This window comes from Kribbella sp. NPDC048928, assembly GCF_043197975.1.
Lineage (GTDB): Bacteria > Actinomycetota > Actinomycetes > Propionibacteriales > Kribbellaceae > Kribbella.
The window spans coordinates 1,209,309-1,233,876 of sequence record NZ_JBICUC010000001.1; the positions used below are offsets into that span (position 1 = coordinate 1,209,309).

24 protein-coding genes are annotated in these 24,568 nt (G+C 69.6%); 7 read left to right on the forward strand and 17 right to left on the reverse strand.

Going from position 1 to position 24,568, the window contains the following annotated elements; all coding sequences use genetic code 11:
* Positions 1–18 precede the first annotated feature (18 nt).
* The 4 genes from ACGFI6_RS05805 to ACGFI6_RS05820 all read right to left on the reverse strand — a co-directional run bounded on the left by ACGFI6_RS05805 (position 19) and on the right by ACGFI6_RS05820 (position 2,792).
* Positions 19–420, reverse strand: a complete 402-nt coding sequence (locus tag ACGFI6_RS05805; protein ID WP_393115505.1) for a hypothetical protein — start codon at positions 418–420, stop codon at positions 19–21.
* Positions 420–1,172 (reverse strand): ThuA domain-containing protein, encoded by a 753-nt coding sequence (locus ACGFI6_RS05810; RefSeq protein WP_393115506.1) that lies wholly within the window; start codon positions 1,170–1,172, stop codon positions 420–422. Before ACGFI6_RS05810 ends, ACGFI6_RS05805 begins: the two co-directional genes overlap by 1 nt.
* The gene (locus ACGFI6_RS05815) at positions 1,165–2,253 is read right to left on the reverse strand and encodes a Gfo/Idh/MocA family protein (RefSeq protein WP_393115507.1); all 1,089 of its coding nucleotides are present in this window, start codon (positions 2,251–2,253) and stop codon (positions 1,165–1,167) included. The genes ACGFI6_RS05810 and ACGFI6_RS05815 overlap by 8 nt, the downstream gene beginning before the upstream one ends.
* Positions 2,254–2,345: 92 nt before the next feature.
* Complete coding sequence (locus ACGFI6_RS05820) at positions 2,346–2,792, reverse strand: metallopeptidase family protein (RefSeq protein ID WP_393115508.1); 447 nt, start codon at positions 2,790–2,792, stop codon at positions 2,346–2,348.
* A gap of 31 nt (positions 2,793–2,823) precedes the next feature.
* Between ACGFI6_RS05820 and ACGFI6_RS05825 the strand changes: the two genes are divergently transcribed.
* The gene (locus ACGFI6_RS05825; protein ID WP_393115509.1) at positions 2,824–3,207 is read left to right on the forward strand and encodes a DUF3499 domain-containing protein; all 384 of its coding nucleotides are present in this window, start codon (positions 2,824–2,826) and stop codon (positions 3,205–3,207) included.
* A gap of 16 nt (positions 3,208–3,223) precedes the next feature.
* Here the strand turns inward: ACGFI6_RS05825 and ACGFI6_RS05830 are convergent, their stop codons facing one another.
* The 4 genes from ACGFI6_RS05830 to ACGFI6_RS05845 all read right to left on the reverse strand — a co-directional run bounded on the left by ACGFI6_RS05830 (position 3,224) and on the right by ACGFI6_RS05845 (position 9,643).
* Positions 3,224–4,708, reverse strand: coding sequence for a DUF5719 family protein (locus ACGFI6_RS05830; RefSeq protein ID WP_393115511.1), 1,485 nt, complete (start codon positions 4,706–4,708; stop codon positions 3,224–3,226).
* Complete coding sequence (locus ACGFI6_RS05835) at positions 4,705–7,620, reverse strand: glycosyltransferase (RefSeq protein ID WP_393115512.1); 2,916 nt, start codon at positions 7,618–7,620, stop codon at positions 4,705–4,707. The genes ACGFI6_RS05830 and ACGFI6_RS05835 overlap by 4 nt, the downstream gene beginning before the upstream one ends.
* 171 nt (positions 7,621–7,791) lie before the next feature.
* Positions 7,792–8,043 (reverse strand): WhiB family transcriptional regulator, encoded by a 252-nt coding sequence (locus ACGFI6_RS05840; RefSeq protein WP_020389877.1) that lies wholly within the window; start codon positions 8,041–8,043, stop codon positions 7,792–7,794.
* 340 nt (positions 8,044–8,383) lie between these two features.
* Positions 8,384–9,643: a hypothetical protein gene (locus ACGFI6_RS05845; protein ID WP_393115514.1), complete on the reverse strand. Its 1,260-nt coding sequence runs from the start codon at positions 9,641–9,643 to the stop codon at positions 8,384–8,386.
* A gap of 114 nt (positions 9,644–9,757) precedes the next feature.
* Between ACGFI6_RS05845 and cofD the strand changes: the two genes are divergently transcribed.
* The 3 genes from cofD (at position 9,758) to ACGFI6_RS05860 (ending at position 12,530) form a co-directional block, all read left to right on the forward strand.
* Positions 9,758–10,759: a 2-phospho-L-lactate transferase gene (gene cofD / locus ACGFI6_RS05850; protein ID WP_393115515.1), complete on the forward strand. Its 1,002-nt coding sequence runs from the start codon at positions 9,758–9,760 to the stop codon at positions 10,757–10,759.
* Complete coding sequence (locus ACGFI6_RS05855) at positions 10,756–11,730, forward strand: coenzyme F420-0:L-glutamate ligase (protein ID WP_393115516.1); 975 nt, start codon at positions 10,756–10,758, stop codon at positions 11,728–11,730. The genes cofD and ACGFI6_RS05855 overlap by 4 nt, the downstream gene beginning before the upstream one ends.
* A gap of 122 nt (positions 11,731–11,852) precedes the next feature.
* Positions 11,853–12,530: a DUF3105 domain-containing protein gene (locus ACGFI6_RS05860; protein ID WP_393115517.1), complete on the forward strand. Its 678-nt coding sequence runs from the start codon at positions 11,853–11,855 to the stop codon at positions 12,528–12,530.
* Between the two features lie 12 nt (positions 12,531–12,542).
* On the opposite strand, the gene ACGFI6_RS05865 is transcribed toward ACGFI6_RS05860, so the two are convergent.
* The 5 genes from ACGFI6_RS05865 to ACGFI6_RS05885 form a co-directional block, all read right to left on the reverse strand.
* On the reverse strand, positions 12,543–13,637 hold the full coding sequence (locus ACGFI6_RS05865; RefSeq protein WP_393115518.1) for a mannose-1-phosphate guanylyltransferase: 1,095 nt from the start codon (positions 13,635–13,637) through the stop codon (positions 12,543–12,545).
* 9 nt (positions 13,638–13,646) lie between these two features.
* Positions 13,647–14,666 carry an NAD(+)/NADH kinase gene (locus ACGFI6_RS05870; protein ID WP_393115519.1) on the reverse strand — a complete coding sequence of 340 codons (1,020 nt, stop codon included), beginning with the start codon at positions 14,664–14,666 and terminating at the stop codon, positions 13,647–13,649.
* A 105-nt stretch (positions 14,667–14,771) separates the two neighbouring features.
* Complete coding sequence (locus ACGFI6_RS05875; protein WP_393115520.1) at positions 14,772–15,845, reverse strand: hemolysin family protein; 1,074 nt, start codon at positions 15,843–15,845, stop codon at positions 14,772–14,774.
* The gene (locus ACGFI6_RS05880) at positions 15,842–17,179 is read right to left on the reverse strand and encodes a hemolysin family protein (protein ID WP_393115521.1); all 1,338 of its coding nucleotides are present in this window, start codon (positions 17,177–17,179) and stop codon (positions 15,842–15,844) included. The genes ACGFI6_RS05875 and ACGFI6_RS05880 overlap by 4 nt, the downstream gene beginning before the upstream one ends.
* A gap of 47 nt (positions 17,180–17,226) precedes the next feature.
* The gene (locus ACGFI6_RS05885) at positions 17,227–18,048 is read right to left on the reverse strand and encodes an SDR family NAD(P)-dependent oxidoreductase (RefSeq protein WP_393115522.1); all 822 of its coding nucleotides are present in this window, start codon (positions 18,046–18,048) and stop codon (positions 17,227–17,229) included.
* 70 nt (positions 18,049–18,118) lie between these two features.
* Between ACGFI6_RS05885 and ACGFI6_RS05890 the strand changes: the two genes are divergently transcribed.
* Positions 18,119–19,033, forward strand: a complete 915-nt coding sequence (locus ACGFI6_RS05890) for a LysR family transcriptional regulator (protein ID WP_393115523.1) — start codon at positions 18,119–18,121, stop codon at positions 19,031–19,033.
* Here the strand turns inward: ACGFI6_RS05890 and ACGFI6_RS05895 are convergent.
* Positions 18,989–19,294 carry a twin-arginine translocase TatA/TatE family subunit gene (locus tag ACGFI6_RS05895; RefSeq protein WP_393115524.1) on the reverse strand — a complete coding sequence of 102 codons (306 nt, stop codon included), beginning with the start codon at positions 19,292–19,294 and terminating at the stop codon, positions 18,989–18,991. The two genes, ACGFI6_RS05890 and ACGFI6_RS05895, sit on opposite strands and share 45 nt — an antisense overlap.
* A 68-nt stretch (positions 19,295–19,362) precedes the next feature.
* Between ACGFI6_RS05895 and ACGFI6_RS05900 the strand changes: the two genes are divergently transcribed.
* Both ACGFI6_RS05900 and ACGFI6_RS05905 read left to right on the forward strand, forming a co-directional pair.
* The gene (locus ACGFI6_RS05900) at positions 19,363–20,052 is read left to right on the forward strand and encodes a TIGR03089 family protein (RefSeq protein WP_393115525.1); all 690 of its coding nucleotides are present in this window, start codon (positions 19,363–19,365) and stop codon (positions 20,050–20,052) included.
* A gap of 1 nt (position 20,053) precedes the next feature.
* On the forward strand, positions 20,054–20,833 hold the full coding sequence (locus tag ACGFI6_RS05905; RefSeq protein ID WP_393115526.1) for an SDR family NAD(P)-dependent oxidoreductase: 780 nt from the start codon (positions 20,054–20,056) through the stop codon (positions 20,831–20,833).
* Here ACGFI6_RS05905 and galE read toward each other — a convergent pair.
* From galE to ACGFI6_RS05920, 3 genes are all read right to left on the reverse strand, one after another.
* Positions 20,830–21,783, reverse strand: coding sequence for a UDP-glucose 4-epimerase GalE (gene galE, locus ACGFI6_RS05910; protein WP_393115527.1), 954 nt, complete (start codon positions 21,781–21,783; stop codon positions 20,830–20,832). The genes ACGFI6_RS05905 and galE overlap by 4 nt on opposite strands.
* 62 nt (positions 21,784–21,845) lie before the next feature.
* Positions 21,846–22,475 (reverse strand): class I SAM-dependent methyltransferase, encoded by a 630-nt coding sequence (locus ACGFI6_RS05915; RefSeq protein ID WP_393115528.1) that lies wholly within the window; start codon positions 22,473–22,475, stop codon positions 21,846–21,848.
* Entirely contained in the window at positions 22,472–24,559 is a 2,088-nt protein-coding gene (locus ACGFI6_RS05920) for a spermidine synthase (RefSeq protein ID WP_393115529.1), read from the reverse strand. Before ACGFI6_RS05920 ends, ACGFI6_RS05915 begins: the two co-directional genes overlap by 4 nt.
* Between the last annotated feature and the right edge of the window lie 9 nt (positions 24,560–24,568).

Consider the following 24,568-nt stretch of genomic DNA (forward strand, 5'->3'; position numbering starts at 1 on the left):
CCGGCGCCACACCACATCTCAGCCCGTCCCAAGCCGCACAGTCACTGCCCGAACCGGGTTGTAGATCGCCACCACCCGCCGCCCACCCTCTACCCCGTACCGCCCAGCCAACTCCTCAGCCAGCCCCCGCTCCGGCGCGTGCGTGATGAGATCGAGGTAGCACAGCCGCGAGTCCGGGTTGATCCATGCGCCGAACTGCACCTCGTCCGTGAACAGCGCCCGGTGGTCGTCTACGAAGTCGTCGATCGCGGTGGCCAGACCGTCCTGCGGGACGATCATGGTCAGGCCCGGGTAACGCGGGAAATACCAGCTGTCGAGGGCTGGGCCGATGGTCTCGTGGTTGATGTCGGCGGTGACGCCGCCGGTGGTGAGGGTGACGGCGGCCAGCCTGGAGGGGAAGGCCGGCCGCGCGTCGTCCATCAGGCCTTCTCGAACCAGCCTGTTGTGCCTCGGTGGTGCACGGTCGGGAGTTGGCGGGGGCTGGTAGGGGCGGCCCACTTGGCGGCGTTCGCGATGATCTGCTGGACCTCTGGCTGGTGGTAGGTCGGGTACTCCTGGTCGCCGGGGCGGAAGTAGAAGACCCGGCCCTGGCCGCGGCGGTAGCAGCAGCCCGAGCGGAACACCTCGCCGCCGGAGAACGAGCTGACGAAGACCAGCTCGTCCGGCTGCGGGATGTCGAACAGCTCGCCGTACATCTCCTCGCGCTCGATCACCAGCGGGTGCGGGATGCCCTGCGCGATCGGGTGCCCTGCCGCGACCGTCCAGATCAGCTCGCGGTCGTTCTCGGCCCGCCAGTCCAGCGAGCAGGTGGTCCCCATCAGCTTGATGAAGATCTTGCTGAAGTGCGCCGAGTGCAGCGCGATCAGGCCCATCCCGGACAGTACGTGCTGCTGCACCCGGTCGACGATCGCGTCGTCGACGTCACCGTGCGCGGCGTGCCCCCACCAGGTGAGTACGTCGGTGTCGGCGAGCACCTCCTCGGTCAGGCCGTGCTCGGGGTCCTGCAGCGTGGCGGTACGGACGACGACGTCCTGGCCGAGCTTCTCGCGCAGCGCCGCCGCGATCGTGCCGTGCATGGTGTCCGGGTAGACCTTGCGGACGGTCTCGTCGCGGCCCTCGTGGACGTTCTCGCCCCAGACCGTGACGCGGATCGGACCCTTGGACTCAGTCATGGAGAACCACCTCTCGGCCCGCCTTCGCGGACGCGTAGCAAGCGTCGATGATCTCGGTCCGCAGCAGCGCCTCGGACCCGTTCTGGCCTTCCCACTCACCGCTGTTCACGATCCGTACGAACTCCCGCACGACCGCGCGGTGCCCGAGGCCCGGCCCGGTCGCCGGCTTCACCTCGGCCGGTACGCCGGCCACGTCGGTGAAGATCCGCAGCGTGTCGGTGGTGGTGTAGTTCTGTACCTCGATCTTCGCGCCGCCCTCGGTCCCGAACAGCTCGATGCCGAAGTTGTCCCCCGGCGCCCGGTACGTCGCCCAGCTGGTCTCCAGCTGCAGCGCGCCGCCGCCCTTCAGCCGCAGGTACGCCGTCGCCAGGTCCTCGACCTCGAACTTGGACCCGAGCGTGTCGACGGTCGGACGGTCCGGGCTGCTCGAGCTGCCCTTGCCCTGCGGGCCGAGCTCCGCGAACGTGTCCGCGGACACCGTACTGATCTGCGGCTCGCCCATCAGGTGCAGCGCCATGTCGAGGATGTGCACGCCGAGGTCGATCAACGGTCCGCCGCCGGACAACTCCCGGTTCGTGAACCAGCCGCCCATGCCCGGGATGCCGTTGCGGCGCATCCAGTGCGCCTTCGCGTAGTAGATCCGGCCGAGCTGGCCCTCGTCGATCTGGTGCTTCAGCGCCGCGACGTCACCACGCTCGCGGTGGTTGAACACGACCTTGAGTACCCGGCCGGCCTGCTTCGAGGCCTCGACCATCGCGGTGCCCTCGGCCACGGTGCGCGCCAGCGGCTTCTCGGACAGCACGTGCAGGCCCTTCTCCAGCGCCTTGAGCGCGATCGGGGCGTGCAGCTGGGTCGGCGTACCGACGCTGACCGCTTCCAGGCCGGGCGTCTCGAGCAGGTCCTCCCACTTCTCGTACAGATGCGGGACGCCGTGCTTCTCGCCGAGGCTGGTCAGCGTGTCCTTCTCCAGACCCGCCAGCGCGATCACCTCGACGTCCGGCAGTTCGGAGAACGCCTCCAGCGCGGTCCGCCCGGCGAAACCGAGACCAACGACACCGACTCGCAGTTTTTGATCGTTCACACTCACGATCCTCTCCCGATGACAACGAAGGACACAACTGCTTCCCACACTACGGAACAGGATTCAACATCCGCTAGAGAGTTGCGGAGGGTTTAGTCGTCGTCGGGGTCGAAGTCGGGGTCTATTTGTTCTGGGGAGAGGGCGAGGACGTCGGCCAGCTCGAGGACCAGGGCGGTGCGGACCAGCCAGGAGAGGGCGGAGCCGGAGCGTTCCGCGCGGAGCTCGATCGGCCGGCGGAAGACGACGATCCGGTACGGCTCGTGGGACGTCCCGCCGGTGGCGTGGGTGAGCGGGATCTCGGTGGCGTCGAGGTCCAGGTTCGGGACGTCCTCGATGGCGAACTCGACCCGGGCGATCACCTGTGGCAGTCGCTTCTCCAGCCGCGTCACCTCGATCGCGACCACCTCGTCGAACTGGGCCGCGGCGGAGCGCTGCAGCGGCAGCCCCCGCGGCGCGAACTTGCTCGGCCGGCTGATCGGGCCGAGCATGCCACGCCCGTGGCGGTCGATGTGCCTGCGATGACGGCGAGCCTCGGTCACGCGCTCAGCCTAGTGGGGGTAACGTCTGTGCGTGAGCATCGCCAGGACCTGTTCGCGCGCCGGATGTCAGAAGCCGGCTGTGTCGACGCTCACCTACGTGTATGCGGACTCCACCTGCGTGCTCGGCCCGCTCGCGACGTACGCCGAACCGCACTGCTACGACCTCTGCGCCGACCACGCCGACCGCCTCACCGCGCCGAACGGCTGGGAAGTCATCCGGCTCGCTCCGGACCCTGCTGCCGCCGGCCCGTCCTCGGACGACCTGGAGGCGCTGGCGAACGCGGTCCGCGAGGCCGCCCGCCCGCTGCCCCCGCGCGAACCCCGCGCCGGTACGCCGGGCGCACCGGTCGAGGTCGCCCGCCGCGGCCACCTCCGCATGCTCCAGGACCCCGGAGCCAACACCACCGAAGGCTGACCCGAGGCGCAGGGCCTCAGCGGAGGGCGGCGCTGACGTCGGGTTGGGCGCCGAGCTGGGCCCGGAAGACCAGTGACGTTGTCAGCGGCCAGGCGGCCACCTGCGGTACGTCGTCCTTGCCGGGCTTCGCGGCCGGCATCAGCGTGACGCCCGCAACCACCGTCCCGCGGGTCTGCTGCACCATCACGTACGTCGCCCGCCGTTGCGAGGGGAACGAGATCGGCGTCGTCGCACCGTTCACCACGTCCAGCGCCCGCGTCATCAGCACCCGGCCGGCCGCGTCGTGCAGCTCGAACTTCACGCTCGCGGCCTTCCCCGGCGCCGTCACCTGCAGGAACGCCGGCTGATTGTGCGCCGGCAGCACCAGGTACGCCGGGGCGGACAGAGCGTCCGCGGAACCGATCGACGAGAATTCGGTGTTGCTCGCATCGGTGGCCCGCATCGACGCGGTCACCGGCTGGTCGGAGGTGATCATGACCGCGCTGGCGTCCCCGTGCAGGACCTTGTCGAGCGCGATCGCCTTCACCGAGCCCGCCTCGACCGTCACGGTCTCCAGGCCGGCCGGCTTGAAGGGACCGTTCGGCCCGTTGATCGTCAGGCTCGCACTGGCCTGCAGGTCGGTCGGGTTCGCGATCGAGAGGATCCGCTGACCGCCGCCGGGCGCGACCGCGGGGACGAACACCTTGGTCGCGGGCGCGGCCGACTGGTTCAGCCAGTCCACGCCGAGCGGCTTGCCGTTGCTGGACGCGTTGGAACGGACCGCCGCCGCGACCCGGCCGCCGGTCGACTCGACGTGCAGGGCGATGTCGCGCAGGTTCGCGGCGTTCTGCCGGAGGAAGACCTCCGCCGTACCGCGCGCCGGAACCGTGATGCCGCGAAGCGCCGGCAGGTCCGCGGCACCGGTCCGCGAGAACACGCTGACGTTCACCTCGGCGTTGATGGTGTCGAGGTTGCTGAGGACCAGTACGTCGCGGCGGTCACTCCCCCCGGACGCCCCGACGAACCAGAAGTCCGATCCGGGCAGCTGGCACGGCACGCTGGCCATCCCCCGGTTCACCTCGTCGTCCGGCGCCGTCGTCGTACTCGTACCGACCGTCCCGGCCGCCAGCGGACCGGTGCCCTTGATGGACAGCGGCTCCGGCTTGACGGACACAGGGCTCGAACCGATGGTGCCGCGCTTGAGCAGCGAGCCGACCGGGTCGGAGGTCGCCGGCAGCGGGGCGATCGACAGCGGCGCCGCCGTACCGGCCGCGATCGGTGTGCCTTCGGGCAGCGTCGGCGCGACCGCGTTCACCACGCCGGCCATCTTGCCGCCCGCGGACAGCGCCGGGCAGGCCAGCGCCGTACGGTTCACGATCGTCCGCGCCGGCTCGGTGGCGACCGCCTCGACGCGCGTGTCGGCCTGCTTGGGGTGCGTGACCACGCCGATCCCGGCGAGCACGGCCATCGCAGCGACCACGGCGCCGATCCGGAGCCTCGGGTCGGACAGCAAGCGGCTCACCGCGGGTCCCTCCTCGCGTGGGTGCCTTGCGGTACGGCGACCGTACGGCGAACCGTCGGCAGGCAGAAGATCAGTGCGATCAGCCAGCCGATGATGCCGAGGATGCGCCAGACCGAGTGCGTCTGGTCGACGATCGGGGTCTTGCCGTCGATCTTCGACCGGTCGACCAGCCACGAGGCGTCACCGTCGTTCGCACTGGCCCGGGTCAGGCCGGGCAGCGAGTCGAGGGTCGCTTGCAGCGTCGGGTCTACCGGGCCGGGCAGGTACACGTAGTCGATCGCGAGCCCGGCCAACTGGCGTCCCTCCTCACCGCTGCCGCCACCGCCGAGCGTCGACAAGACATCGGTGATCGGCTTGGTCTGGGCCGCGGTCGGGGCCGCCTCGAGCGCACCCATCCGCGGCCCGCCGTCCTTGACCAGCGAGAATCGCATCTGGCCGCCGTCCGCCTTGCGAACGACGAGGATCGACTGGTTCTCCGGTGGATCCTGAGCGGCCACAAGGTACGCCGGGAGGTCCTGGGCAGAGCCGCGCCAGAGCGGGCCGTCGGTTCCGCGGACCAGCCAGAACCCCGCCGTGACGACGGACGTGACCAGCGCGATCCCGAGCACACCCTGCACGATGACCTCGGTGGACTTGCCGACCGAGTCCCATGCGACCGTGACCGAGATGATCCAGCCGGCCGACATCAGGAACATCAGCGGTCCAGCGCCGCCACCCAGCCGGGTCGCGACCAGCGTCCCGGCCAGACCGGCCAGCGCGGCGAACCACCCGAGCAACTCGTACCGCTGGCGGGACTCGCGGAGCAGGGCTACCAGCGCAACCAGGATGAGTGGTACCGCGAGCCACCACGGCGTCGGCGCACCGATCGGAATACCGGTCAGCAGATGCGGCAGGCTGTCGCCCGGACCGACCGCGGCGGTCGGCGGACCGCCCGCCTCCTGCCCCAGCTTCGACGGGTGCTGCACCAGGTCGAGCGTCCAGGGCAGCACGAGCAGCAGGCCCAGTACGACCGAGAACACCAGTTGGCGCCCTTGCCGCCGCCAACCGAGCCCGAACACCGCGCCGAGCACCAGCAGTACGGCGATGAGCAGCCCGAGCGACGGCGTGAACGCGAACAGCACAGCCAGACAGATGCCCGCGAACCACGCGGCCCGCCAACTGCCCTGCACAACCACGCGCCGGCGGCGAGCAACGGTGTGCACAGCGGCACCGAGCAACGGCAGCACGATCGCCGCCACACACGTCCCGAGCCGGCCCTGCGAGATCGCACCGTTCGCGAAGACGGCCAGCCCGTACGCGCAGGCACCCCAAGCGCGGGCGACGCGATCGACGACGAACGCCCGCAGCAACGCCCAAGCAGCGAGGCCGGCCAGCGGAATCGCACCGAGCAGCAGGAGGTTCGTCGCACCGCTCGGACCGAACATGATCGTCGAGAACGCCCACATCTGTCCCAGCCACGCAGGCGGTGTCACTCCGGGCGGAGCGGACGCGGCCGCGTGCCACAGGGCAGCAAGATTCTCGTGCGCGGGCAGCAACAGGTGGGAGCGCAGTACGCCGCCACCGATCACTCCACGCGCCGCGACCAGCGCACCGAGCGCCAGCACGACCCACGCGACCAGGAACGGGCGCCGGATCAGCTGCCGTCGCCAGCGGGGCTGGTCGACCGCGACCCGGGCCGTGGACTTCGCCCGGCGAGCCGTCGTGACGACCTGCTCCTCGGGCTCGTCCGCCCAGGCCTCGCGGATCCGCTCGGAGATCGTGCTGGTGGTCTCCTCGAGGTTGTGCCGCAGTGCGTGCACGGACCGCGAGAACAGGCCCTTGATGTCGTCGTACGGGACCTGGTTGAGATTTCGGCGGTTCTTGCGGGCTGCGGTCCAGCCGCCGGCGAGCAGCGTGCCGAGCAGCGCCGTCCACTCGTCGACCGCGCCGGACGGCGTCTTGCCGATGACGAACCACAGCGAGCGCAGCACGGTCCCGAACAGGAACCGCAGGATCAGCAGTGGAAGCAGCTTGCCAGGAGCGTTCGCAAGGACGGTGTAGTACGCATGCGCGCGGTCGAGCTGGTACGCGTGCCTGCGGGTGCCGGCCAGCGCACGCTCACCGGTGGCGGCGGCCTGCGCGTGGTAGACGACCGCGTCGGGCGCGACCCCCACCTGGTAGCCGGCCCGGCTGGCGCGCCAGCCGAAGTCGATGTCGTCGCGGAACATCGGCAGCCGCGGGTCGAATCCGTGCAGGGCCTCCCAGACGTCCCGGCGAACGAGCATGCCGGCCGAGCTGACCGCGAGCACGTTCCGTGGCTGGTCGTGCTGGCCCTGGTCGAGCTCGCCGTTCTCGATGCCGGTGTCGCGGCGGCCGCCGAGCGACGTCGTGACGCCGACCTCGAGCAGCTCGCGATCCCGCGGCCAGAGCCGCAGCTTCGGGCCCCAGACGCCGGTGTTCGGCGCAATAGTGGCCTGGAGCAACAACTTCTCCAGGGCTTTCGGGGCCGGGGCACAGTCGTCGTGCAGCAGCCAGAGCCACTCCACGACGGGCATGTGGCCGTCGTCGCCGTACGGACCGACAGCGCTCGGGATCGGCGCGAAGCCGTGCGTCTCGAGACCGCGGGCCACCGCCATCCCGAAGCCGGTCCGCGCGGACACGCTGACCACCGGCTCGACGCCAGGCATCGCGGCGAGCAGTTCGGCGGTCTCGTCGGTGGAGCCGGTGTCGACCGCGATCAGCCGGTCCGGGCGCGGGTTCAGCGCCCACAGGGACTCGGACAGACGCGGCAGCCAGGCCGCGCCCTCATGCCCGACCACCACCGCGGTCACGACATGCCGGACCCGCGGGCGACCCATCGGGTCGGGGATGTGATCGGTCGGGAAGTCGACAGAGTCGAAGAATTCCCAGCCGGCCGGGGCTTCTTGTTCCATGCGGAGCTGTGACACCTCGATGCTTGCGGACGGTCACCGTGACCGCAGGTCCCGGCGAGGAATCACCATACAGCCGCTTCCGAAGTCTCAGGAAAGCCGCGGGCCCCGGGGGAAGTTACCCCGGGGCCTCGCGGAAGTCCTGCGTGAAGTTGTTCGGCTGCGTTCGGACCGTCAGACGGCCTTCTTCTTCAGCTTGCGGCGCTCCCGCTCCGACAGACCGCCCCAGATCCCGAAGCGCTCGTCGTTCTGCAGCGCGTACTCGAGGCACTCGCCCCGGACGTCGCAGCCGAGGCACACCTTCTTGGCCTCGCGGGTGGAACCGCCCTTCTCCGGGAAGAAAGCCTCTGGATCGGTCTGGGCGCACAGCGCCCTTTCCTGCCAGTTCGGCTCCTCCTCGATCGCCTCACCGTCGACAATCGCCATCAGCTCTGTCACGGTACGACCTCCTCGACCCTGTTCGTTCCCCTGTACATGTGGGTTTGCGGTCCACATGCCTGACCTCGTCCGTCCTGCGCTCTGCAACGGTCCCCGATACCGAGTGTCCTAACGAACGACACGGTTGAAATTACATTCCTGCAATCCACGAAAGTCAAGCCGTGCTCTGCTATTGGGATCATCCGCAACAAGGCCGCAAAAGAACGAGAGGCCTGTAGATACAGGCCTCTCGCGGGGGTACCCGGACCCAAACCCTGCTCTGCCAGGAATTTTCCGGCAGATCTCGGTAAGGGCTTGCTGCAGTTCTGTTCCGATCAGCTGTGCCTGATCAGGAAGGCTGGGACCACCAGCCCTGCTGACCCTGGCCCTGCTGGTTCTGGTCGTTCTTGTCCGGGTCGACGCGCGGGTCGACCCGGGTCTCGTCGGCGGACTCGGCCGACTGCGCGGGCTCGGCAGCCGGTGTGGGCTCGGCAGCCGGCTTGTCGTCGGCCTGCCAGGACTGCTCCTGCTGCCAGGCCTGCTGGCCCTGCTGGGCATCCGCCTGCTCGTTGGAAGCCTCAGTGGCGTTGTGCTCCTGCTGGGGCCACTCCTGGCCCGCCTGTGGCTGCTGGCCGTACTCCTGGCCGCTCCACTGCTGCTGACCGGCGTCGGCACCTGCCCACTGCTGCTGCTCCTGCGGCCACTGCTGATCGGCCTGCTGGCCCTGCTCCTGGCCGCTCCACTGCTGCTGGCCTTCGGAGCTCCACGCCTGCGTCGGCTCGGCAGCCGGCTGCTGACCCTCGGCGGGCCAGGCCTGCTCCTGCTGACCGGCGGGCTGCGCCGAGTGCTGGCCAGCGTGCTGCCCGTGCTGGGCCTCGGCCTCGCCTGCGGACCAGCTCTGCTGCTGCTCGCCCTGGTTCCAGCCCTGCTCCTGCGGCCACTGCTGCTGCTGGTCGCCCTGACCCGCTGCGTAACCACCAGCGGCGCCGGCCGCCGCGTAACCGCCGTACTGCTGCTGGCCCTGGTCGAACTGGCCGCCGTACTGGCCCTGCTGGTCCGGCTGCGCATAGCCCTGCTGCTGGCCGTAACCCTGCTGACCGTACGCCTGCTGGCCGCCGAACTGCCCCTGCTGACCCTGCTGCTGGAACTGGCCCGGCTTCGGGACCTTCACCGGCGCGGGCAGCGCCTGGAACGTCTTCAGCGCGTACAGGCCGACACCGCCGTACAGCGCCAGGCCACCGAGCGAGGCGATGAAGCCGACGATCTTCTCGCCCGCCGTGCCGCCGCCGTTGAACTGCGCGAAAGTGGCCACCAGGCCGATCAGCAGGAACAGACCGGTGATGACGAGCGCCGCCAACGTCACGATCCGTGCGTTCGGCGTCCGCTCGCCTTCGTTGACCAGCCAGACCGCGCCCACCAGCGCCGGGATCAGCGCAAGCGTGGTGATGGACGGCGGAACGATGATGCTGTGTACGCCGCCGGACGCGGCCACGAAGCCGATACCGCCGACGAACAACTGGAACAGCGCTGCCACTGCGAGCAGACCGGTGAATGCGAGCAAGATGTACGCGACCGGCTCTCTGAGCTTCTTGGTTGCGTCGGTGACCACGAGGGCTCCTCGGATGTTGGGGGGCCGTACAACTGAGCTGTGCGGATCTGATGACTCACCGCAGCATAGTCGTGCGGTGGGCCGACGCATTGACGACTCGGGCAGACTCTTCCCATGCAAGTTCCCACCAACCTGCCCAAGCGGTACACCGTGCTGGCCGGCGGTATCGGCGGCTCCGCCTTCCTGCGCGGTCTGCTGAAGGCCCGCCCCGACGCCGAGATCACCGTCGTGGGCAACACCGCGGACGACATCACCCTGTTCGGCCTGCGGGTCTGTCCGGACCTCGACACCGTCATGTACACCCTGGGCGGTGGCATCTCGGAGGAGCGCAAGTGGGGCCGTGAGGACGAGACCTGGGTGATCAAGGAGGAGCTCGCCGCGTACGGCGTGGAGCCGACCTGGTTCGGGCTCGGCGACCGGGACGTCGCGACGCACCTGGTGCGTACCCAGATGCTCGACGCCGGCTACAGCCTCACCGCGGTCACCGAGGCGCTCTGTGCCCGCTGGAAGCTCCCGATCCGGCTGCTGCCGATGAGTGACGACCGGGTCGAGACCCATGTGGTCGTGGATGACCCCGAGCAGCCCGGCCGGCGCAAGGCGATCCATTTCCAGGAGTACTGGGTCCGTTATCAGGCCGACCTGCCCGCGCACCAGATCGTTGCCGTCGGCCAGGACAAGGCCAAGCCCGCGCCCGGCGTACTGGAAGCGATCGCGGACTGCGACGTCCTGATCGTCCCGCCGTCGAACCCGGTCGTCTCGGTCGGCACGATCCTCGGCGTCCCGGGGATCCGCGAGGCGGTCCAGAAGACCGCCGCACCGGTCATCGGGCTGTCGCCGATCATCGGCACCGGACCGGTCCGCGGGATGGCCGACAAGGTGCTCGCCACCGTCGGTGTCGCGGCCACGGCGTCCGCGGTCGCGCGGTACTACGGTTCGCGCAACTCCGGCGGCGTCCTGGACGGCTGGCTGATCGACAGCTCGGACGCGATCCAGGCGGATTCGATCGCCGGGGCCGGAATTCACGTCCAGGCAGTGCCGTTGTGGATGACGGACGAGACCACCACCGCCGCGATGGCTGACGCGGCACTGACCCTCGCGGAGGCCGTACGGCGATGAGGAAGCACCTGGAGATCTTCCCGGTGACAGGGCTGCCCGAGGTGGCGGCCGGGGACGACCTGGCCGCGCTGATCGCGGACGGCACCGACCTGCGCGACGGCGACGTCGTCTCGGTGACGTCCAAGATCGTCAGCAAACAAGAGGGCCGGCTGACGTACGGAACGCGCCAGGAGGCGGTCGACGCCGAGCTCGTCCGGGTGGTCGCGCAACGCGGCGAGACCCGGATCGTGCAGACCCGGCACGGGCTCGTGATGGCGGCCGCCGGTACGGACACGTCGAACACCGCGCCCGGCACGGTTCTGTTGCTCCCGATCGACCCGGACGCGTCCGCGCGCGCACTGCGGTCGGCCTTGCGGGAGCGGTACGACGTGAACGTCGGAATCATCATCACCGACACGCTCGGCCGCCCCTGGCGCAACGGACAGACCGACCTCGCGATCGGCGCGGCCGGCGTCCGCGTCGTCGAGGACCTCCGCGGTACGACGGACAGCCACGGGAACGTGCTGGCCGTCACGGAGCCCGCGCTGGCGGACGAGATCGCGGGCGCGAGCGAGCTGGTGAAGGGCAAGGCCGACGGCGTACCGGTCGCCGTACTGCGCGGGCTGGGCGACGCGGTGCTGCCCGTCGGCGAGGACGGGCCTGGTGCGCGGGCGCTGGTGCGGGACGCCGAGTTCGACATGTTCAGTCTCGGTACGCGGGAGGCCGCGCGCGCCGCCGTACTGGATCGGCAGCCGCCGTCCGGGCCGCGGGAGGCCGACCCGGCGCTGTGGTCCGGGGTGCTTGCGGGCATTGACGGCGTTGAGTTGCAGGTTGCTGACAACCTTGTCACGGTAGTCGGTGAGGAACCGGTCACCGTCGGAGTGGTCGCGGAGCGGCTTGCGGTACTGCTGCACGCCGAGAGGTACGGCGTCACGGTGCAGGCCGGGCCGGGCGGTTCGGCGACGGTCACGTTCGGATCCCGGTCGAGGTAGTTTTCTAGGCAACTTCTTAGGGTCACCTCGTACACTGCCTGGGCACGGCGGCGCGGTGGCCGCCCTGATCCGGGAAGACCAACACTGTGGGTAAAGCGTCACAGAAACAGTCGCGCCGTCAGATGATCGAGAAGATGCAGCGCGACCAGGCTGCCTCGGACCGGCGCCGGACGATCTTGATCGTGGTCTGCTCGATCGTGGTCGGGCTGGCGATCATCGCCTACCCGGCGATCAAGCTGATCCAGGACTCCAAGACCAAGAACCAGGCGCTCACCGACTTCGGGGTCGCCTCCTCGGCCGCGTCCTGCGACCCGATCACCAACGACGCTGCCGTCGGCACCCTGGACCACCGCCCCGACGGCGAGCACATCCTGTACTCGGTCTCGCCGCCGTCCTCCGGCCCGCACTACGCGGTCTGGGCGCCGTTCGACAAGAAGTTCTACTCGATGTCGGACCGCCCGCCGGTGGAGAACCTGGTGCACAACCTGGAGCACGGCTACACGATCCTCTGGTACAAGGACACCCTGCCGAAGGACCAGATCGACCAGATCGAGAAGATCGCCAAGTCGAAGCTGCCCGACGTGACGAACGGCCGCTTCATCGCGGCGCCGTACAAGCAGTCCGAGGGCAAGGGCTGGCTCGACGGCAAGAACCTCGCCTTCGCGCACTGGAGCGCCCCGGGCGCCGACCAGAAGTCCTTCGGCCACCGCCAGTTCTGCGGTTCGGTCAGCGGCGACGCCCTCAAGCAGTTCATGGAGAAGTACCCCGCCGCCGACGCCCAAGAACCCAACGGCGGCTGACCTCTCACCCGGTCAGAGGTAGTTGGCGTGGTCGGATTGGACCTGGGCTACCAGGTCCTTGACCCGTTCGCCGTCGGAGAGCGGGCAGACCATCGTGACGTCCTGGGTGTGGACGATGATGTGGCTGCGCAGGCCGACGGCGGCGACCAGGTGGTCGGGGTCGTCGGTGACGATGATGTTGTCGTGCGAGTCGAGCAGGCAGCTCAGCGTGATGCTGTCGGTGCGGTTGCCGTTCGGGTCGGCTTCGTAGGTGTCGGCGAGGGTGGCCCAGGAGCCGACGTCGAGCCAGTGCACCGGCATCGGTACGACGACCACGTCCGCGTCGACCTTGCCCTGTGAGGCCGGCTCCATCACCGCGTAGTCGACGCTGATCTTGCGCAGGTTCGGGTAGATCTCCGCGAGCGTCGCCTCCCGGTCGGGCGTGTCCCAGACCGCGGCGACGTCACGCAGCCGCGCGGCCGACTCGGGCAGCAGCGTGTCGAGGACGTTCAGTACGGTCGAGGCCCGCCACACGAACATGCCGGAGTTCCACCAGAACCGCCCGGTGGCCAGGTACTCCTCGGCGGTCGCGCGGTCCGGCTTCTCGCGGAAGCGGTCCACGACGTACGCGGACGTACCGTCGATTTGCGCTCCGCGTTCGATGTAGCCGAGCCCGGTGTGCGGGTGCGTCGGCTCGATCCCGAACGTCACCAGCGATCGCGGCCGCGCCTCGACCACCTCGAACCCGTGCTCGATCGCGGTCCGGAACTCCTGCTCCGGGCTGATCAGGTGGTCCGAACCGACGAACGCGACCACCGCGTCCGGGTCGTTGCGCGCCACCACGGCCGACGCCAGGCCGACCGCGTTCGCGGTGTCCCGCCGGGCCGGTTCGCCGATGATGTTCTCCCGCGCGAGCTCCGGCAGTTCCGCGCGGACGACGTCGGTGATCGCGCCGACCGTACAGACGTAGATGTTCTCCGGATCGACCAGTCCGAGCAACCGGTTGTACGCCACCCGCAGCAGCGACTGTCCCGCCGCCAGCGGCAGCACCTGCTTGGGCCGGTCGTCTCTCGACATCGGCCACAGCCGCGTCCCGGAACCACCCGCCAAGATCACCACGTTTCGCATGCAGAGACCCTACCGGTCGGGCGGTTGCGGGATCCGCAGGTGTTTGAGGTCCGGCGGGACCGGGGTGTCCGACGGCTGCCAGAACAGTTCGGACTCGCCGTCGAGGGCGGTCGCGGGTGCGTCGGTGAGGCGGAAGCGGTCGCGCAGCCGGCCGTAGAAGTCGGGCTGCCGCAACCGTACGAGCCGCAAACGCTGAGGTGATCCGTACACCCCGATCCAGTCCCCCGGGTCCAGTACGCCGCGCAACTGCCCGTCGATACTCACCGCGGCCTGCCCCGAATGCTGCAGTACGCGCAGCGCGATCGGCTCGTCCGGTGCCGCGACAACCGTTCGGTTGAAGGTCATGTGCGGTGCGACCGGAGTGAACACGATCGCTTCGGTGGTCGGCGACAGGATCGGCCCGCCGGCCGCGAAGCTGTACGCGGTCGACCCGGTCGGTGTCGCGACGATCACCGCATCGGCCGAGTACGAGGCGAGCAACCGCCCGGACAGGTACACGCCCAGCGCCACCTGGTGATCGCGCGCGAGCTTCTCGACCACGACGTCGTTCAGCGCGGTCACGTCGAGGGCCATCCCCCAGCCGTCGCCCTCGGCCATCTCGTGCCGCACGGGCGGCGGAGGCAGCGCGGGTCCATGCCCGTACCGCAGCAGAGACTCGATGCCCTGCGGGATCTCCAGCGGCCGTGAGGCGCGCATGGTGAGGGTCATCCGTTCCTCGTACGTCGCTCCGCCGTGGTGGACCGCTTCGAGCGCGGCCTCGACGTCCTTGCACGCGACCTCGGTGAGGAACCCGACCTTGCCCAGATCGACCCCGAGGACGGCGGCGTTGTTCTTCGCCGCGATCCGCGCGCCGCGCAGGAACGTACCGTCACCGCCGAGCGTGACGACCAGGTCCGGATCGCCGGCGTGATGCAGCTCGTCGGTCCCGGTCCGCCGCTCCTGATGGTCCTTCCAGACATCGATGTCCGTACTCCCGATGCCGTGCGCGGCCGCCCACCGCCGCACGGTCCCGGCAGTCTCCACCGCCACCGGCCGCCCCTGATGAACGACAAGCCCAATCCGACTGATCGGCACGTCACTCCTCCTCCGCTAGCCCCGCCCAACCGTAACCGCCCGGGCCTACCCCGGCTGGGGTCAGGTGCTGGGGGTTGCGCCTTTGACGATCGGGTCGGTTTCGTCGTCGAACTCGCCGATGACCTCTTCGAGGAGGTCCTCGAGGGCTACTACTCCGATCGCCTGGGCGCCGCCGCAGACGACTGCTAGTTGGGAGCGTCGGTCGCGCATGGTGCGGATCGCCTTCGCGACCGGGGTGTTGTCGCCTAGCTCGAGGGCTTCCATCATCAGGTCGGACGCGCGGCTGGTGGTGTCGCCGGCCGTGGTCGCGCGGGCCGCGTCGCGAACGTGCACGATGCCGCAGATCCCTGTGGATCCATCAGGTTCGGTCCGAACGACGGCGAGGCGGGAGTGACCTTCGCGGCGGCTCATCAGCTCGACCTCACGCGCCGACGCGGACGCCGCGACCGTGGACAGCTGCGCGATCGGGGTCATCACCTGACCGACCGTGGTGTTCTGCAGGGCGAGCATCGCGGTGAGCAGCTCGTGTTCGGGCTCCTCGAGCGTGCCGTGCTCGCGGGACGACTCGATCAGCAGCCGCAGCTCGTCCGGTCCGTGCGCGTTCGCGATCTCGTTCTGCGGGGTCACGCCGACGAGCCGGACGCACAGGTTCGCGATCCAGTTGAGGACGCTCAGCAGCGGCCGGAAGACGTACGTGAACCCGCGGAACGGCAGTGCGAGCACCAGCGCCGACCGCTCCGGGTTGCTGATCGCCCAGGACTTCGGCGCCATCTCGCCGAGCAGTACGTGCAGCAGGCCGATGCCGCCGACCGCGATGATCAGCGCGATCACGTGCCCAACGCCCTCCGGTACGTGGATCAGCTCGAACAACGGATGCAGCAGGTGCGCGACCGCCGGCTCACTCAGCGACCCGAGCCCCAGCGTGCACAACGTGATCCCGAGCTGCGCGCCCGCGAGCATCAACGACAGCTCGCTGACGCCGGCGATCGCGGCCCGCGCGGAACGGCTGCCGGACGCGGCCGCCTCCTCGAGCCGGTGCCGCTTCGACGCCACCAGTGCGAACTCGGCCGCGACGAAGAACCCGTTCAGCGCGAGCAGGACGGCGGAGATGATCAACGCCCACGTCGTACTCACGCGACCCGCTCCATGACCACGATGCCCGGCACCCGGCGCTCGATCGTCTGCACCGTCAACCGTACGTACTCCGCCGGGATCGGCTTGCCGTCGTGGTCGATCCGCTGCGGCAGGTCCACGACCAGCGTGTCACCGATCGCCGGGATCCGGCCGAGCCGCGCCATCACCAGCCCGGACACGGTCTCGTAGTCGTCGCTCTCCGGCAGCCGTACGCCGGTGGCCTCCTCAACCACGTCGAGGCGCGAGCGGGCCGGCACCACCCACGAACCGTCACCGCCCTGCACCAACCCGGTCTCCGGCAGGTCGTCCTCGTCGCGGATCTCACCGACCAGCTCCTCGGCGATGTCCTCGAGCGACACGATGCCCGCGAACCCGCCGTACTCGTCGACGACGATCGCGAGCTGCCGCCGCGCCACCCGCAGCCGTTCGAGTACGCCGGGCAGCGGCAGCGTCGTCGGTACGGCAACCGGTGGCGACGCCAGCGATCCGGCCGCGATCGTCGCGCGATCCGCCGGCTCGAGCTCGACCACGTCGCCGATCGCGACCACGCCGATCACCTCGTCGACCGATTCGCCGATCACCGGGAACCTGCTGTGACCGGTGTCCTGGAGCTCGACCACGCGGGTCAGCGGCTCGTCGCGGTGCATGGTGACGACATCGACCCGCGGGACCATCGCCTCGCCCGCGGTCCGGCCGCGGAAGTCCAGGCCGCGGTCGAGCAGCCGCATCGTGTCCTCGTCGAGCAGGCCCTGCTCGTATGAGGTCTCGATGATCCGGTCGAGCTCCTGCGGCGTCGCGCCCTGCGGCAGCTCCTCGACCGGTTCGATCCCGACCCGGCGCAGGATCCGGTTCGAGGCCGAGTCGAACAGGTGGATCAGCGGGCCGGCGAGGGTCAGGTACATCAGGGTCGACCGGGACAGCCGCAGGGCGATCGCCTCCGCCCGCGCGATCGCCAGGTTCTTCGGGGCCAGCTCGCCGAGCACCATCTGAATAATTGTTGCCAGCAGCAACGCGAGGATCACCGAAACGGACAGGCTCACGCTCTGTGGTACACCGGCTGCGCCGAGCAGGTGCTCCAGGCCCTCGCCGAGGTACGGCTCGGCGAAGTACCCGGCGAGCAGCGCGGTGATCGTGATGCCGACCTGTGCGCCGGACAGCACGAACGAGAGCCGTGCGGTGACCTTGAGCGCCCGGGCGGCCGCCGCGTCACCGTCCGCGGCCAGCGTCTTCAGGCGGCTCCGGTCGACGGCGACGTACGCGAACTCCTGGGAGACGAAGTAGCCGGTGGCAACGGTCAGCACCAGGATGAGGCCCAGGCCGGCCAGGATCAACATAACAAGACCTTAAGAGAACTCCAGCGGCTGCAGCACCCCGGGGTCGGTCACTTCCAGGCGACCACCTGGCCGTCCCGGACAAGTTCGCCGTACTGGCCGGGGTCGACCTGGTCGGACAGGATCAGGTCCACGATCGGCTGGACCGCTTCGGCCGGCGACTTGGCCTGGCTGAAGTCGTCGAACCACGGACGGGACGCACGCGTGTCGACAAGCCCCGGGCAGACGGACGCGACCAGCGTCCCGGCCGCCAGATCCGCCGCCCGCCGCTCTTCGGCCACCGCACGAACCGCGGCAACCTGAGCGACCTTCGACGGCAGGTTGATCCACCCCGGCCAGCCCTGCGCCGCCGCCGTACCGTCATGAACCGCGGTACGCCACTGTTCGACAACCTTCTCGACGTCGTCGAGCGAGGCTCCGTCGAACCGTCCCCACAAGTGCTCCGGCAACTGCGCCAGCGTCCCCAGCGAACTGGCCACCACGATCAGCCGTCCACCCGGCCGCAGGATCGGCCCGAACGCCCGCAACATGAACTGCGCGCCGAGATTCGCGACGTCGGCAAACTCGTCGACCTGCTCAACCGCCGCCTGTCCCGGCTCCAACGGCCCCACCGCGTTGGAGACCACAATGTCCACCGCACCAAGTTCTTCGGCCAGCCTCCGCACAGCCTCTCCGTCACTCACATCAAGAACCCGCCCCTCGACACGGGCGCGGCCGTTGAGCTTGGCGACTGCGGCGGCAACGCGGTCCGGGTTCCTGCCGGTCAGGAGTACGAGGTCTTCCGGGTTCATGCGGTTGGCGAGTTCCTCGACGAGGGCATAGCCGATGCCCTGGTTGGCGCCGGTGACGAGTGCGATGCGTTGTTCGGTCATGCCGCCAACGTAGGTCCGCTCGAGGTATGACTCCAACGAAAGTTCAGCACACGTGGTATGCGTAGATGTCATGGACTTCACTGACGTCTCCCCAGCCGCGTTGCGGGTGTTCCGAGAGGTGGCCGAGCGCGGCACGTTCACCGCCGCCGCGGTCGCGCTCGGGTACACCCAGTCGGCGGTCTCCCGTCAGATCGCCACCCTCGAACGCGCGGCCGGCAGCCGCTTGCTGGAGCGCCGCCGCGAAGGCGTCGCGCTGACCGCCGCAGGACAAGTCGTCCTGCGCAACGCCGCCGGCATCCTGGACCAACTCGACGCGACCGCCCGCGAGCTCGCCGGGCTCCCGGCGGCCGGAGGCACCGTACGACTCGGATGGTTCCCCAGCGCCGGCGCCGTCTTGTTGCCGCGGGCAATCAGCTCGGTACGTCGTACGCATCCGGCCGTGACCGTGACAACGCGGGAGGGCTCGACGCCCGCACTGGTCCGCGCGCTCCGCGCCGGGACGATCGACCTCGCCGTCATCGCGTCGGCGCCACCCTTCCGGCCACCGGACGCGGAGTCGCCGGCCTTGAAGCTGGAGACGCTCGCCGAGCGGAGCCTGCGATTGGCGGTCCCGGCCGGCCACCCGCTGGCGGCGTACGACTCGGTGGACGTGGCAGACCTCCGCGGACAGCGATGGATCGCCGGCCCGGCGTCGAACAGCGAACTCTGGATGGGCGTCTGGCCCGGGCTCGACGGACGGCCGGTGATCGCGCACACGGTCCGGGACTGGCTCGCCAAGCTCCAGCTCGTCGCGGCCGGCGCGGGCCTCACCACGATCTCCGCGTCGCTGGCGTCGGCGGTACCACCCGGCGTCCGGGTCGTCACAGTCCGCGGCGGGCCACAGGAGCTGCGGCGGATCATTCTCGCCCGGTTGCCCGGACGCCTGCCCGAACCGGCAGCGCTACTGGCCGCCGCCCTGCGTGCCGCCGCCCTGGAGGCCGGCTGACCCGTCCACCGGCGCCTGGGGCTGGGCCTGAGCTTGTGGCTGGGCCTGAGGTTGGGACTGGGCCTGCGGTTGGGGCTGGGCCTGGGTGACCTGGGCCGGTGTCTCGTCGTCGTCGGAGTGCCGGGCCTTCTCGAACTCCTTCATCGCCTTAGCCGCGTTCCGGGTCAGCTCGGGCAGCTTCTTCGCGCCGAACAGCAGGACGACGATGATCAGGATGACGATCCATTCGCCGCCTTCGGGCAGCGCGAGCAGTGGCACCATGACGAGTCCTTCTTTCCACTCAATCCCCGTCCAACGTACGCCGCGCCACGAACCGTAGGCTGGGCCATATGTCACGAGTCCTGCCCGAGCTGTTCGCCACCGCGGTCCGCCGGGACGGCGCCCGCCCGTTCCTCACCTACTACGACGACACGTCCGGCGAGCGGATCGAGCTCAGCGCGGCGACCACCGCGAACTGGGTGGCGAAGACGGCGAACCTGCTCGTCGACGAGTACGACGCCGAGGCCGGCGACACCGTCGCGATCGGCCTGCCGCCGCACTGGCTCGGCGTGGTCTGGGCGCTGTCCACCTGGTCGGCCGGCGCCGCGCTGACCAGCGGGACCGGGACGATCGCGATCACCGGCCCGGACTTCGCGATCCGCGGCGAGCGCGAGACGGTCGCGTCCGCACTGCTCCCGCTCGGCGGCCGCTTCCGTGAACCGTTGCCCGACGGCGTCCACGACTACGGCGCCGAGGTCTACAACCACCCCGACGTGTTCACCGCGTTCGACGCCCTGACGGCCGCGTCCCCCGCGTACGACGACCTCACCCACGAGGACCTGATCAGTACGGCGGAACCCGTCGCCGAGCGGATCCTGGTCACCCGGACGCTGACGGATCGCGCCGGGCTGAGCCTGCTCGTCGGCGTGATCTCCGGAGGTGGTTCGATCGTGCTGTGCCGCAACCTGGACGCCGCGAAGCTGGAGCGCCGGGTCGCGGACGAGAAGGTCGACAGGGTCGACAACGTACTGGAGGGGTAGCGTGCAGCGGTTCGAGGGCAAGGTCGCGCTGGTGACGGCGGCGGCGCAGGGTATCGGGGCGGCGGTCGCACGGCGACTGGCGGACGAGGGCGCGTCGGTGGTGGTGACCGACCTCCAGCAGGACAAGGCGGGTGAGGTCGCGGCCGCGATCGGTGAGCAGGCGTTGCCGCTGCGGGTCGACGTGACGAACCGGGACGACGTGGACGCGGCAGTCGCCGCCGCGGTGGAGCGGTTCGGCCGGCTGGACGTCGTGGTGAACAACGCCGGCGGCTGCATCGTCCGGTCGGCACCGGAGGACGCCACCGCGGAGGAGTTCCACGCCCAACTGGACCTGACGCTCGTCGGCGCCTCGCGCTGCATCCAGGCGGCTCTCCCACAGTTGGTCAAGAACCGCGGCAACGTGGTGACGATCAGCTCGGTGAACGGGATCGCCGCCTTCGGCAACATCGAGTACGCCGCCGCAAAAGCGGGCCAGATCGCGCTGACCGTGAACTACGCGGCCCGGTACGGCGACCTCGGTGTCCGGTTCAATGTCGTTGCCCCCGGCACCATCCGGACCCCGAACTGGGACAGCCAGCCGGACACGCTGGAGCAGTTCGCGAAGATGTACCCGCTCGGCCGCGTCGGTGAACCGGAAGACATCGCCGCCGCCGTCGCGTTCCTGGCCTCCGACGACGCCTCCTGGATCACCGGCCACACCCTCCCCGTCGAAGGCGGCGTCCTCACCGGCCCCGGCAGCATCAACCTGACAACGTCCGGCGCCTACAAGAAGGCCTACTAGACCTTCGGCCAGGCTTCCCACGCGGTCGCGAACATCTGGTCGACCGTGTGGGTGTTGGCCCAGCCCAGGTCGAGGGCGGCCAGTTGGCCGTCGGCCACCACTCGGGACGGATCGCCGGGACGGCGGGGGCCTTCGGTGGGGGTGAAGTCGATGCCGGTGACGCGGCGGGCGGCGTCCATGATTTCGCGCACCGACGTACCGGTGCCGCTGCCCAGGTTGTAGACGCGCTCCAGCGACTTACCGGACTCGAGTGCGCGGGCGGCGGCGACGTGCGCACGTGCCAGGTCGGCCACGTGGACGTAGTCCTTCACCGACGTGCCGTCGGGAGTCGGGTGGTCGGTGCCGTAGATCTGCGGCGTCTTTCCCTGCGTCAGCAGGTTGCAGACGATCGGGAACAGGTTGTACGGGCTGGCGTCGTACACGGTCGGATCGCCCGAGCCGACAACGTTGAAGTACCGCAGTGAGGTGTGATTGAGATCGGAGGCGGCCGCCTGGTCGCGCAGCAGCCACTCACCGATCAGCTTCGACTCGCCGTACGGCGACTGCGGGTCCGGCGCCGTGTCCTCCGTGACGACCTCGTCGCGAGGCGTCCCGTACACGCCGGCGCTCGACGAGAACACGATGTTCCGCACCGACTGCTCCGCCATCGCCTCGAGCAGCGACACCATCGCGGTCACGTTCTGCGTGTACGTGTGCAGCGGCCGCTCCACCGACACCCCGGCGTACTTGAACCCGGCCAGATGCACCACCCCGTCGACCCCGTCGAGCGCCGAGCGCACTGCCGCGCCGTCCAGCAGGTTCGCCCGTACGAACGGCACGCCGTCCGGGACGAACTCGGCCTTCCCGCTCGACAGGTCGTCGATCACGACCACGTCGATCCCGTCGTTGCGGAACGCCCGCACCACATGCGCTCCGATGTACCCAGCACCACCAGTCACGAGCCACGTCATGTCCCAGATCCTGCCACCCGGCGCCCGCCAGGACCCACAGAACGGGCCGAACCCGTACCAAATCAGGAGACGGTTGCCAGCCAGAAGTACGTCAGGTCGGTCCACTCGACGGCACCCGGCGCCACGTCGGCGGTGAACTGCTCGCGGGTCGGGAAGTTCTTCAGCACCTCGAACGTCCGCCCGTCGGACAGTTGCCGCGTCTGGTACGTGTCGCCGTGCGCACTGGTCCGCGTGATCGGATGGTTGCTGCCCTCCACGTACCGGTTGTCCGCAAAGATCACCAGCCCACCCGGCTCGACCCGGTCGCGCAGCCCCTGGGCGAACCGGCGTACGTCGGTCCGCGGCACGTGCGACCAGAAGAACCCGGCGAAGATCGCGTCGAACCGCCCCCCGACCGCCCCGAGGTCGTACGCGTCCGCAGTCTGAAATCGAACGTCGGCCTGGTACGACCTGGTCCGCGCGACGGCCAACGGCTCCTCGCTGAAGTCCGTCGCCACCACCGACTCTGCCGTGGCCGCGAGCGCCGTCGTCCAATAACCGGTGCCTGCGGCAACTTCCAGCACCGTGCGCCCCGCGATCAGAGGCGGCAGGAGGGACCGCAGCCGGGCCAGGTCCTCTTGCCGTTCCGGCTTGTCGTAGACCGCGTCGTACTCCTCGGCACGCTCGCGGTAGTACTCGGTCAGGTCATTCACTTGGTCGCGGCTCTGAGTTTGGGCGTGAGGATGAACGCCCCGACGTACAGGAGCGCAGCGATGATCAGCAGGCCGTGGTAGCCGATGATCAGCGCGGCGTACTCCAGGCAGCCGCCGAGCATCGCGCCGAGCAGGTTGGCGCCGAACGACGCCGTACCGTCCTCGGTGTCGGTGAACCGTTTCGCGAAGATCACGTTCGCGGCGAAGATCGGCGTGAACGCGATCAGTACGGCGACGACCGCCCGCAACCCGACCGGCATCCCGAGCAGCCAGCTGTCCGGGAAGATCCACGACAGCGCGAGCCCGCCGAACAGCACCGCGAACATCACCTTGATCGGTGGTGTCTTGAACCGTCTGGTCACTTCGACCGCGGCCAGCACCGCCACCAGTACGCCGGCGAACACGATCGCGTTCACCACCCAGGTCGTACCGAACAGCAACGCGAAGCCGGTGATGCTCTTGGTCTCGAGCAGCATGAAGCCCGCGCCGAGCAGGAACAGGTCCGCGTACGGACGCATCCGCCGGTACGACGAGCCGCCGCCGGCGATGCCCACGCCGATCAGGCCGGCGACCAGGATCAGCCCGAGGGTGACCAGGTACAGCGACGGGATCCGGTCGGTGAACAGGTACAGGAACGGGCGGTTGTCGGTCGCGGGCGGCGGCGTGATCTCGCTCGCCCCGGCCCACTCGGCCGCACAGTTCTGGTCCTGCTCGGTGAGGCCGACCGTGACGACCGCCTGCTGCAGGCCGTCGCCGACCTTGTCCACGCACGGCTTGTGCCCGAAGGCCTCCTGCGCCGTCGACGCCAGCCGGTCGATCAGCCAGGTCTCGCGGTAGTAGTTGTACATCGCGAACGCGCCACCCGGATTCAGGTGGTCCCGCGCGGACTCGAACGCCTGCTTGGTGAACAGGTAGCTCTCCAGCCGCAGCGAGCTCGCCCCGTTGACCAGGGTCAGCGAGTCCGGCAGCGCGAGCAGGATCATGTCGTACTTGGTCTTCGTCCGGGACAGGAACGCCCGCCCGTCGTCGATGTGCGACGTCACCCGCGGGTCCTGGTACGGGTGGTCCGGGTGCAGTTGCTTGCCGAGGTCCCGGATCCGCGGGTCGATCTCGACCGCGTCCACGTGCGTCGCGCCCTTCTTCAGCGCGATCGCGACGTCGGAGCCAGAACCGGCGCCGATGATCAGTACGTTCTTCGGCGTCTTGCCGGTGGCGGCGCGCTCGTACGGCAGCCCGTACTGCGGCTCCCACTGCAGCCGCGCGTCCGCGGGAATCGCCTGCTGGTGCGGTACGCCGTTCACGGTGATCGTGAGCAGCGGGACGCCCTCGAACGTGTACTGCTTGGTCTGCACCTTGTAGTACGGCGACCAACTGTTGTCGGCCTTCGTCGACTCGTGGAACAGCACGCCGAGCATCACGATCAGCGGGGTGAGCACCATCGCCGCACTCAGCGCGGTGGCGACCACGCGCTTGCCCGGCGCGGTCGCGGTCCGCGGGATCATCAGCACCCCGAACATCACCGCGACGATCAGGCCCCACCAGATCGGCGGCGCACCGAGGAACGACAGCGCGGTGAACGTGACGATGCCGATCAGGCTTCCGACCAGGTCGAACCGGTACGCCGTCAGGCGCGGGAGGTGCGCGAAGCATCGCCCGACCAGCTCGGCCGGACCGGCCAGCACCACGGCGACCGCGACGAAGATGATCGGCAGGATCACCCAGACCGGCGGCCCGGTGGTGTTCAGGCTGGTGAAGTAGATGACGCTCGACGACGTGCCGCGGTTGACCGTGACCGGCTTCCACGCGATCACCAGGACGAGCAGGCCGAGCATGATCGGCGAGTAGTACGGCAGCCGCTTCGCGCGGCCGGAGCGCAGCACGCCGATCCCGATCCCGAGGAACGAGCCGAGGAGTACGAAGTTCGAGAAGTAGCTGAGATGCACGACGTTCGAGCCGGTCCAGCGGATCAGCGCGAGTTCGACGAACAGCATCAGCGCACTGGACGCGACGAGCCGCGTCCGTACTCCGAACGGGCTCGGCCAACTGGTCGTGGGGACGCGGTCAGTAGCGGAGTCGACTGCCATGCGGGGGGA

Bases quoted from the DNA above. Each gene is read 5' to 3' on its own strand.
- ACGFI6_RS05805 (WP_393115505.1), bottom strand. From the start codon at position 420: ATGGACGACGCGCGGCCGGCCTTCCCCTCCAGGCTGGCCGCCGTCACC.
- ACGFI6_RS05810 (WP_393115506.1), bottom strand. From the start codon at position 1,172: ATGACTGAGTCCAAGGGTCCGATCCGCGTCACGGTCTGGGGCGAGAAC.
- ACGFI6_RS05835 (WP_393115512.1), bottom strand. From the start codon at position 7,620: ATGGAACAAGAAGCCCCGGCCGGCTGGGAATTCTTCGACTCTGTCGAC.
- ACGFI6_RS05840 (WP_020389877.1), bottom strand. From the start codon at position 8,043: ATGGCGATTGTCGACGGTGAGGCGATCGAGGAGGAGCCGAACTGGCAG.
- cofD (WP_393115515.1), top strand. From the start codon at position 9,758: ATGCAAGTTCCCACCAACCTGCCCAAGCGGTACACCGTGCTGGCCGGC.
- ACGFI6_RS05855 (WP_393115516.1), top strand. From the start codon at position 10,756: ATGAGGAAGCACCTGGAGATCTTCCCGGTGACAGGGCTGCCCGAGGTG.
- ACGFI6_RS05860 (WP_393115517.1), top strand. From the start codon at position 11,853: ATGATCGAGAAGATGCAGCGCGACCAGGCTGCCTCGGACCGGCGCCGG.
- ACGFI6_RS05865 (WP_393115518.1), bottom strand. From the start codon at position 13,637: ATGCGAAACGTGGTGATCTTGGCGGGTGGTTCCGGGACGCGGCTGTGG.
- ACGFI6_RS05880 (WP_393115521.1), bottom strand. From the start codon at position 17,179: ATGTTGATCCTGGCCGGCCTGGGCCTCATCCTGGTGCTGACCGTTGCC.
- ACGFI6_RS05885 (WP_393115522.1), bottom strand. From the start codon at position 18,048: ATGACCGAACAACGCATCGCACTCGTCACCGGCGCCAACCAGGGCATC.
- ACGFI6_RS05890 (WP_393115523.1), top strand. From the start codon at position 18,119: ATGGACTTCACTGACGTCTCCCCAGCCGCGTTGCGGGTGTTCCGAGAG.
- ACGFI6_RS05895 (WP_393115524.1), bottom strand. From the start codon at position 19,294: ATGGTGCCACTGCTCGCGCTGCCCGAAGGCGGCGAATGGATCGTCATC.
- ACGFI6_RS05900 (WP_393115525.1), top strand. From the start codon at position 19,363: ATGTCACGAGTCCTGCCCGAGCTGTTCGCCACCGCGGTCCGCCGGGAC.
- galE (WP_393115527.1), bottom strand. From the start codon at position 21,783: ATGACGTGGCTCGTGACTGGTGGTGCTGGGTACATCGGAGCGCATGTG.
- ACGFI6_RS05920 (WP_393115529.1), bottom strand. From the start codon at position 24,559: ATGGCAGTCGACTCCGCTACTGACCGCGTCCCCACGACCAGTTGGCCG.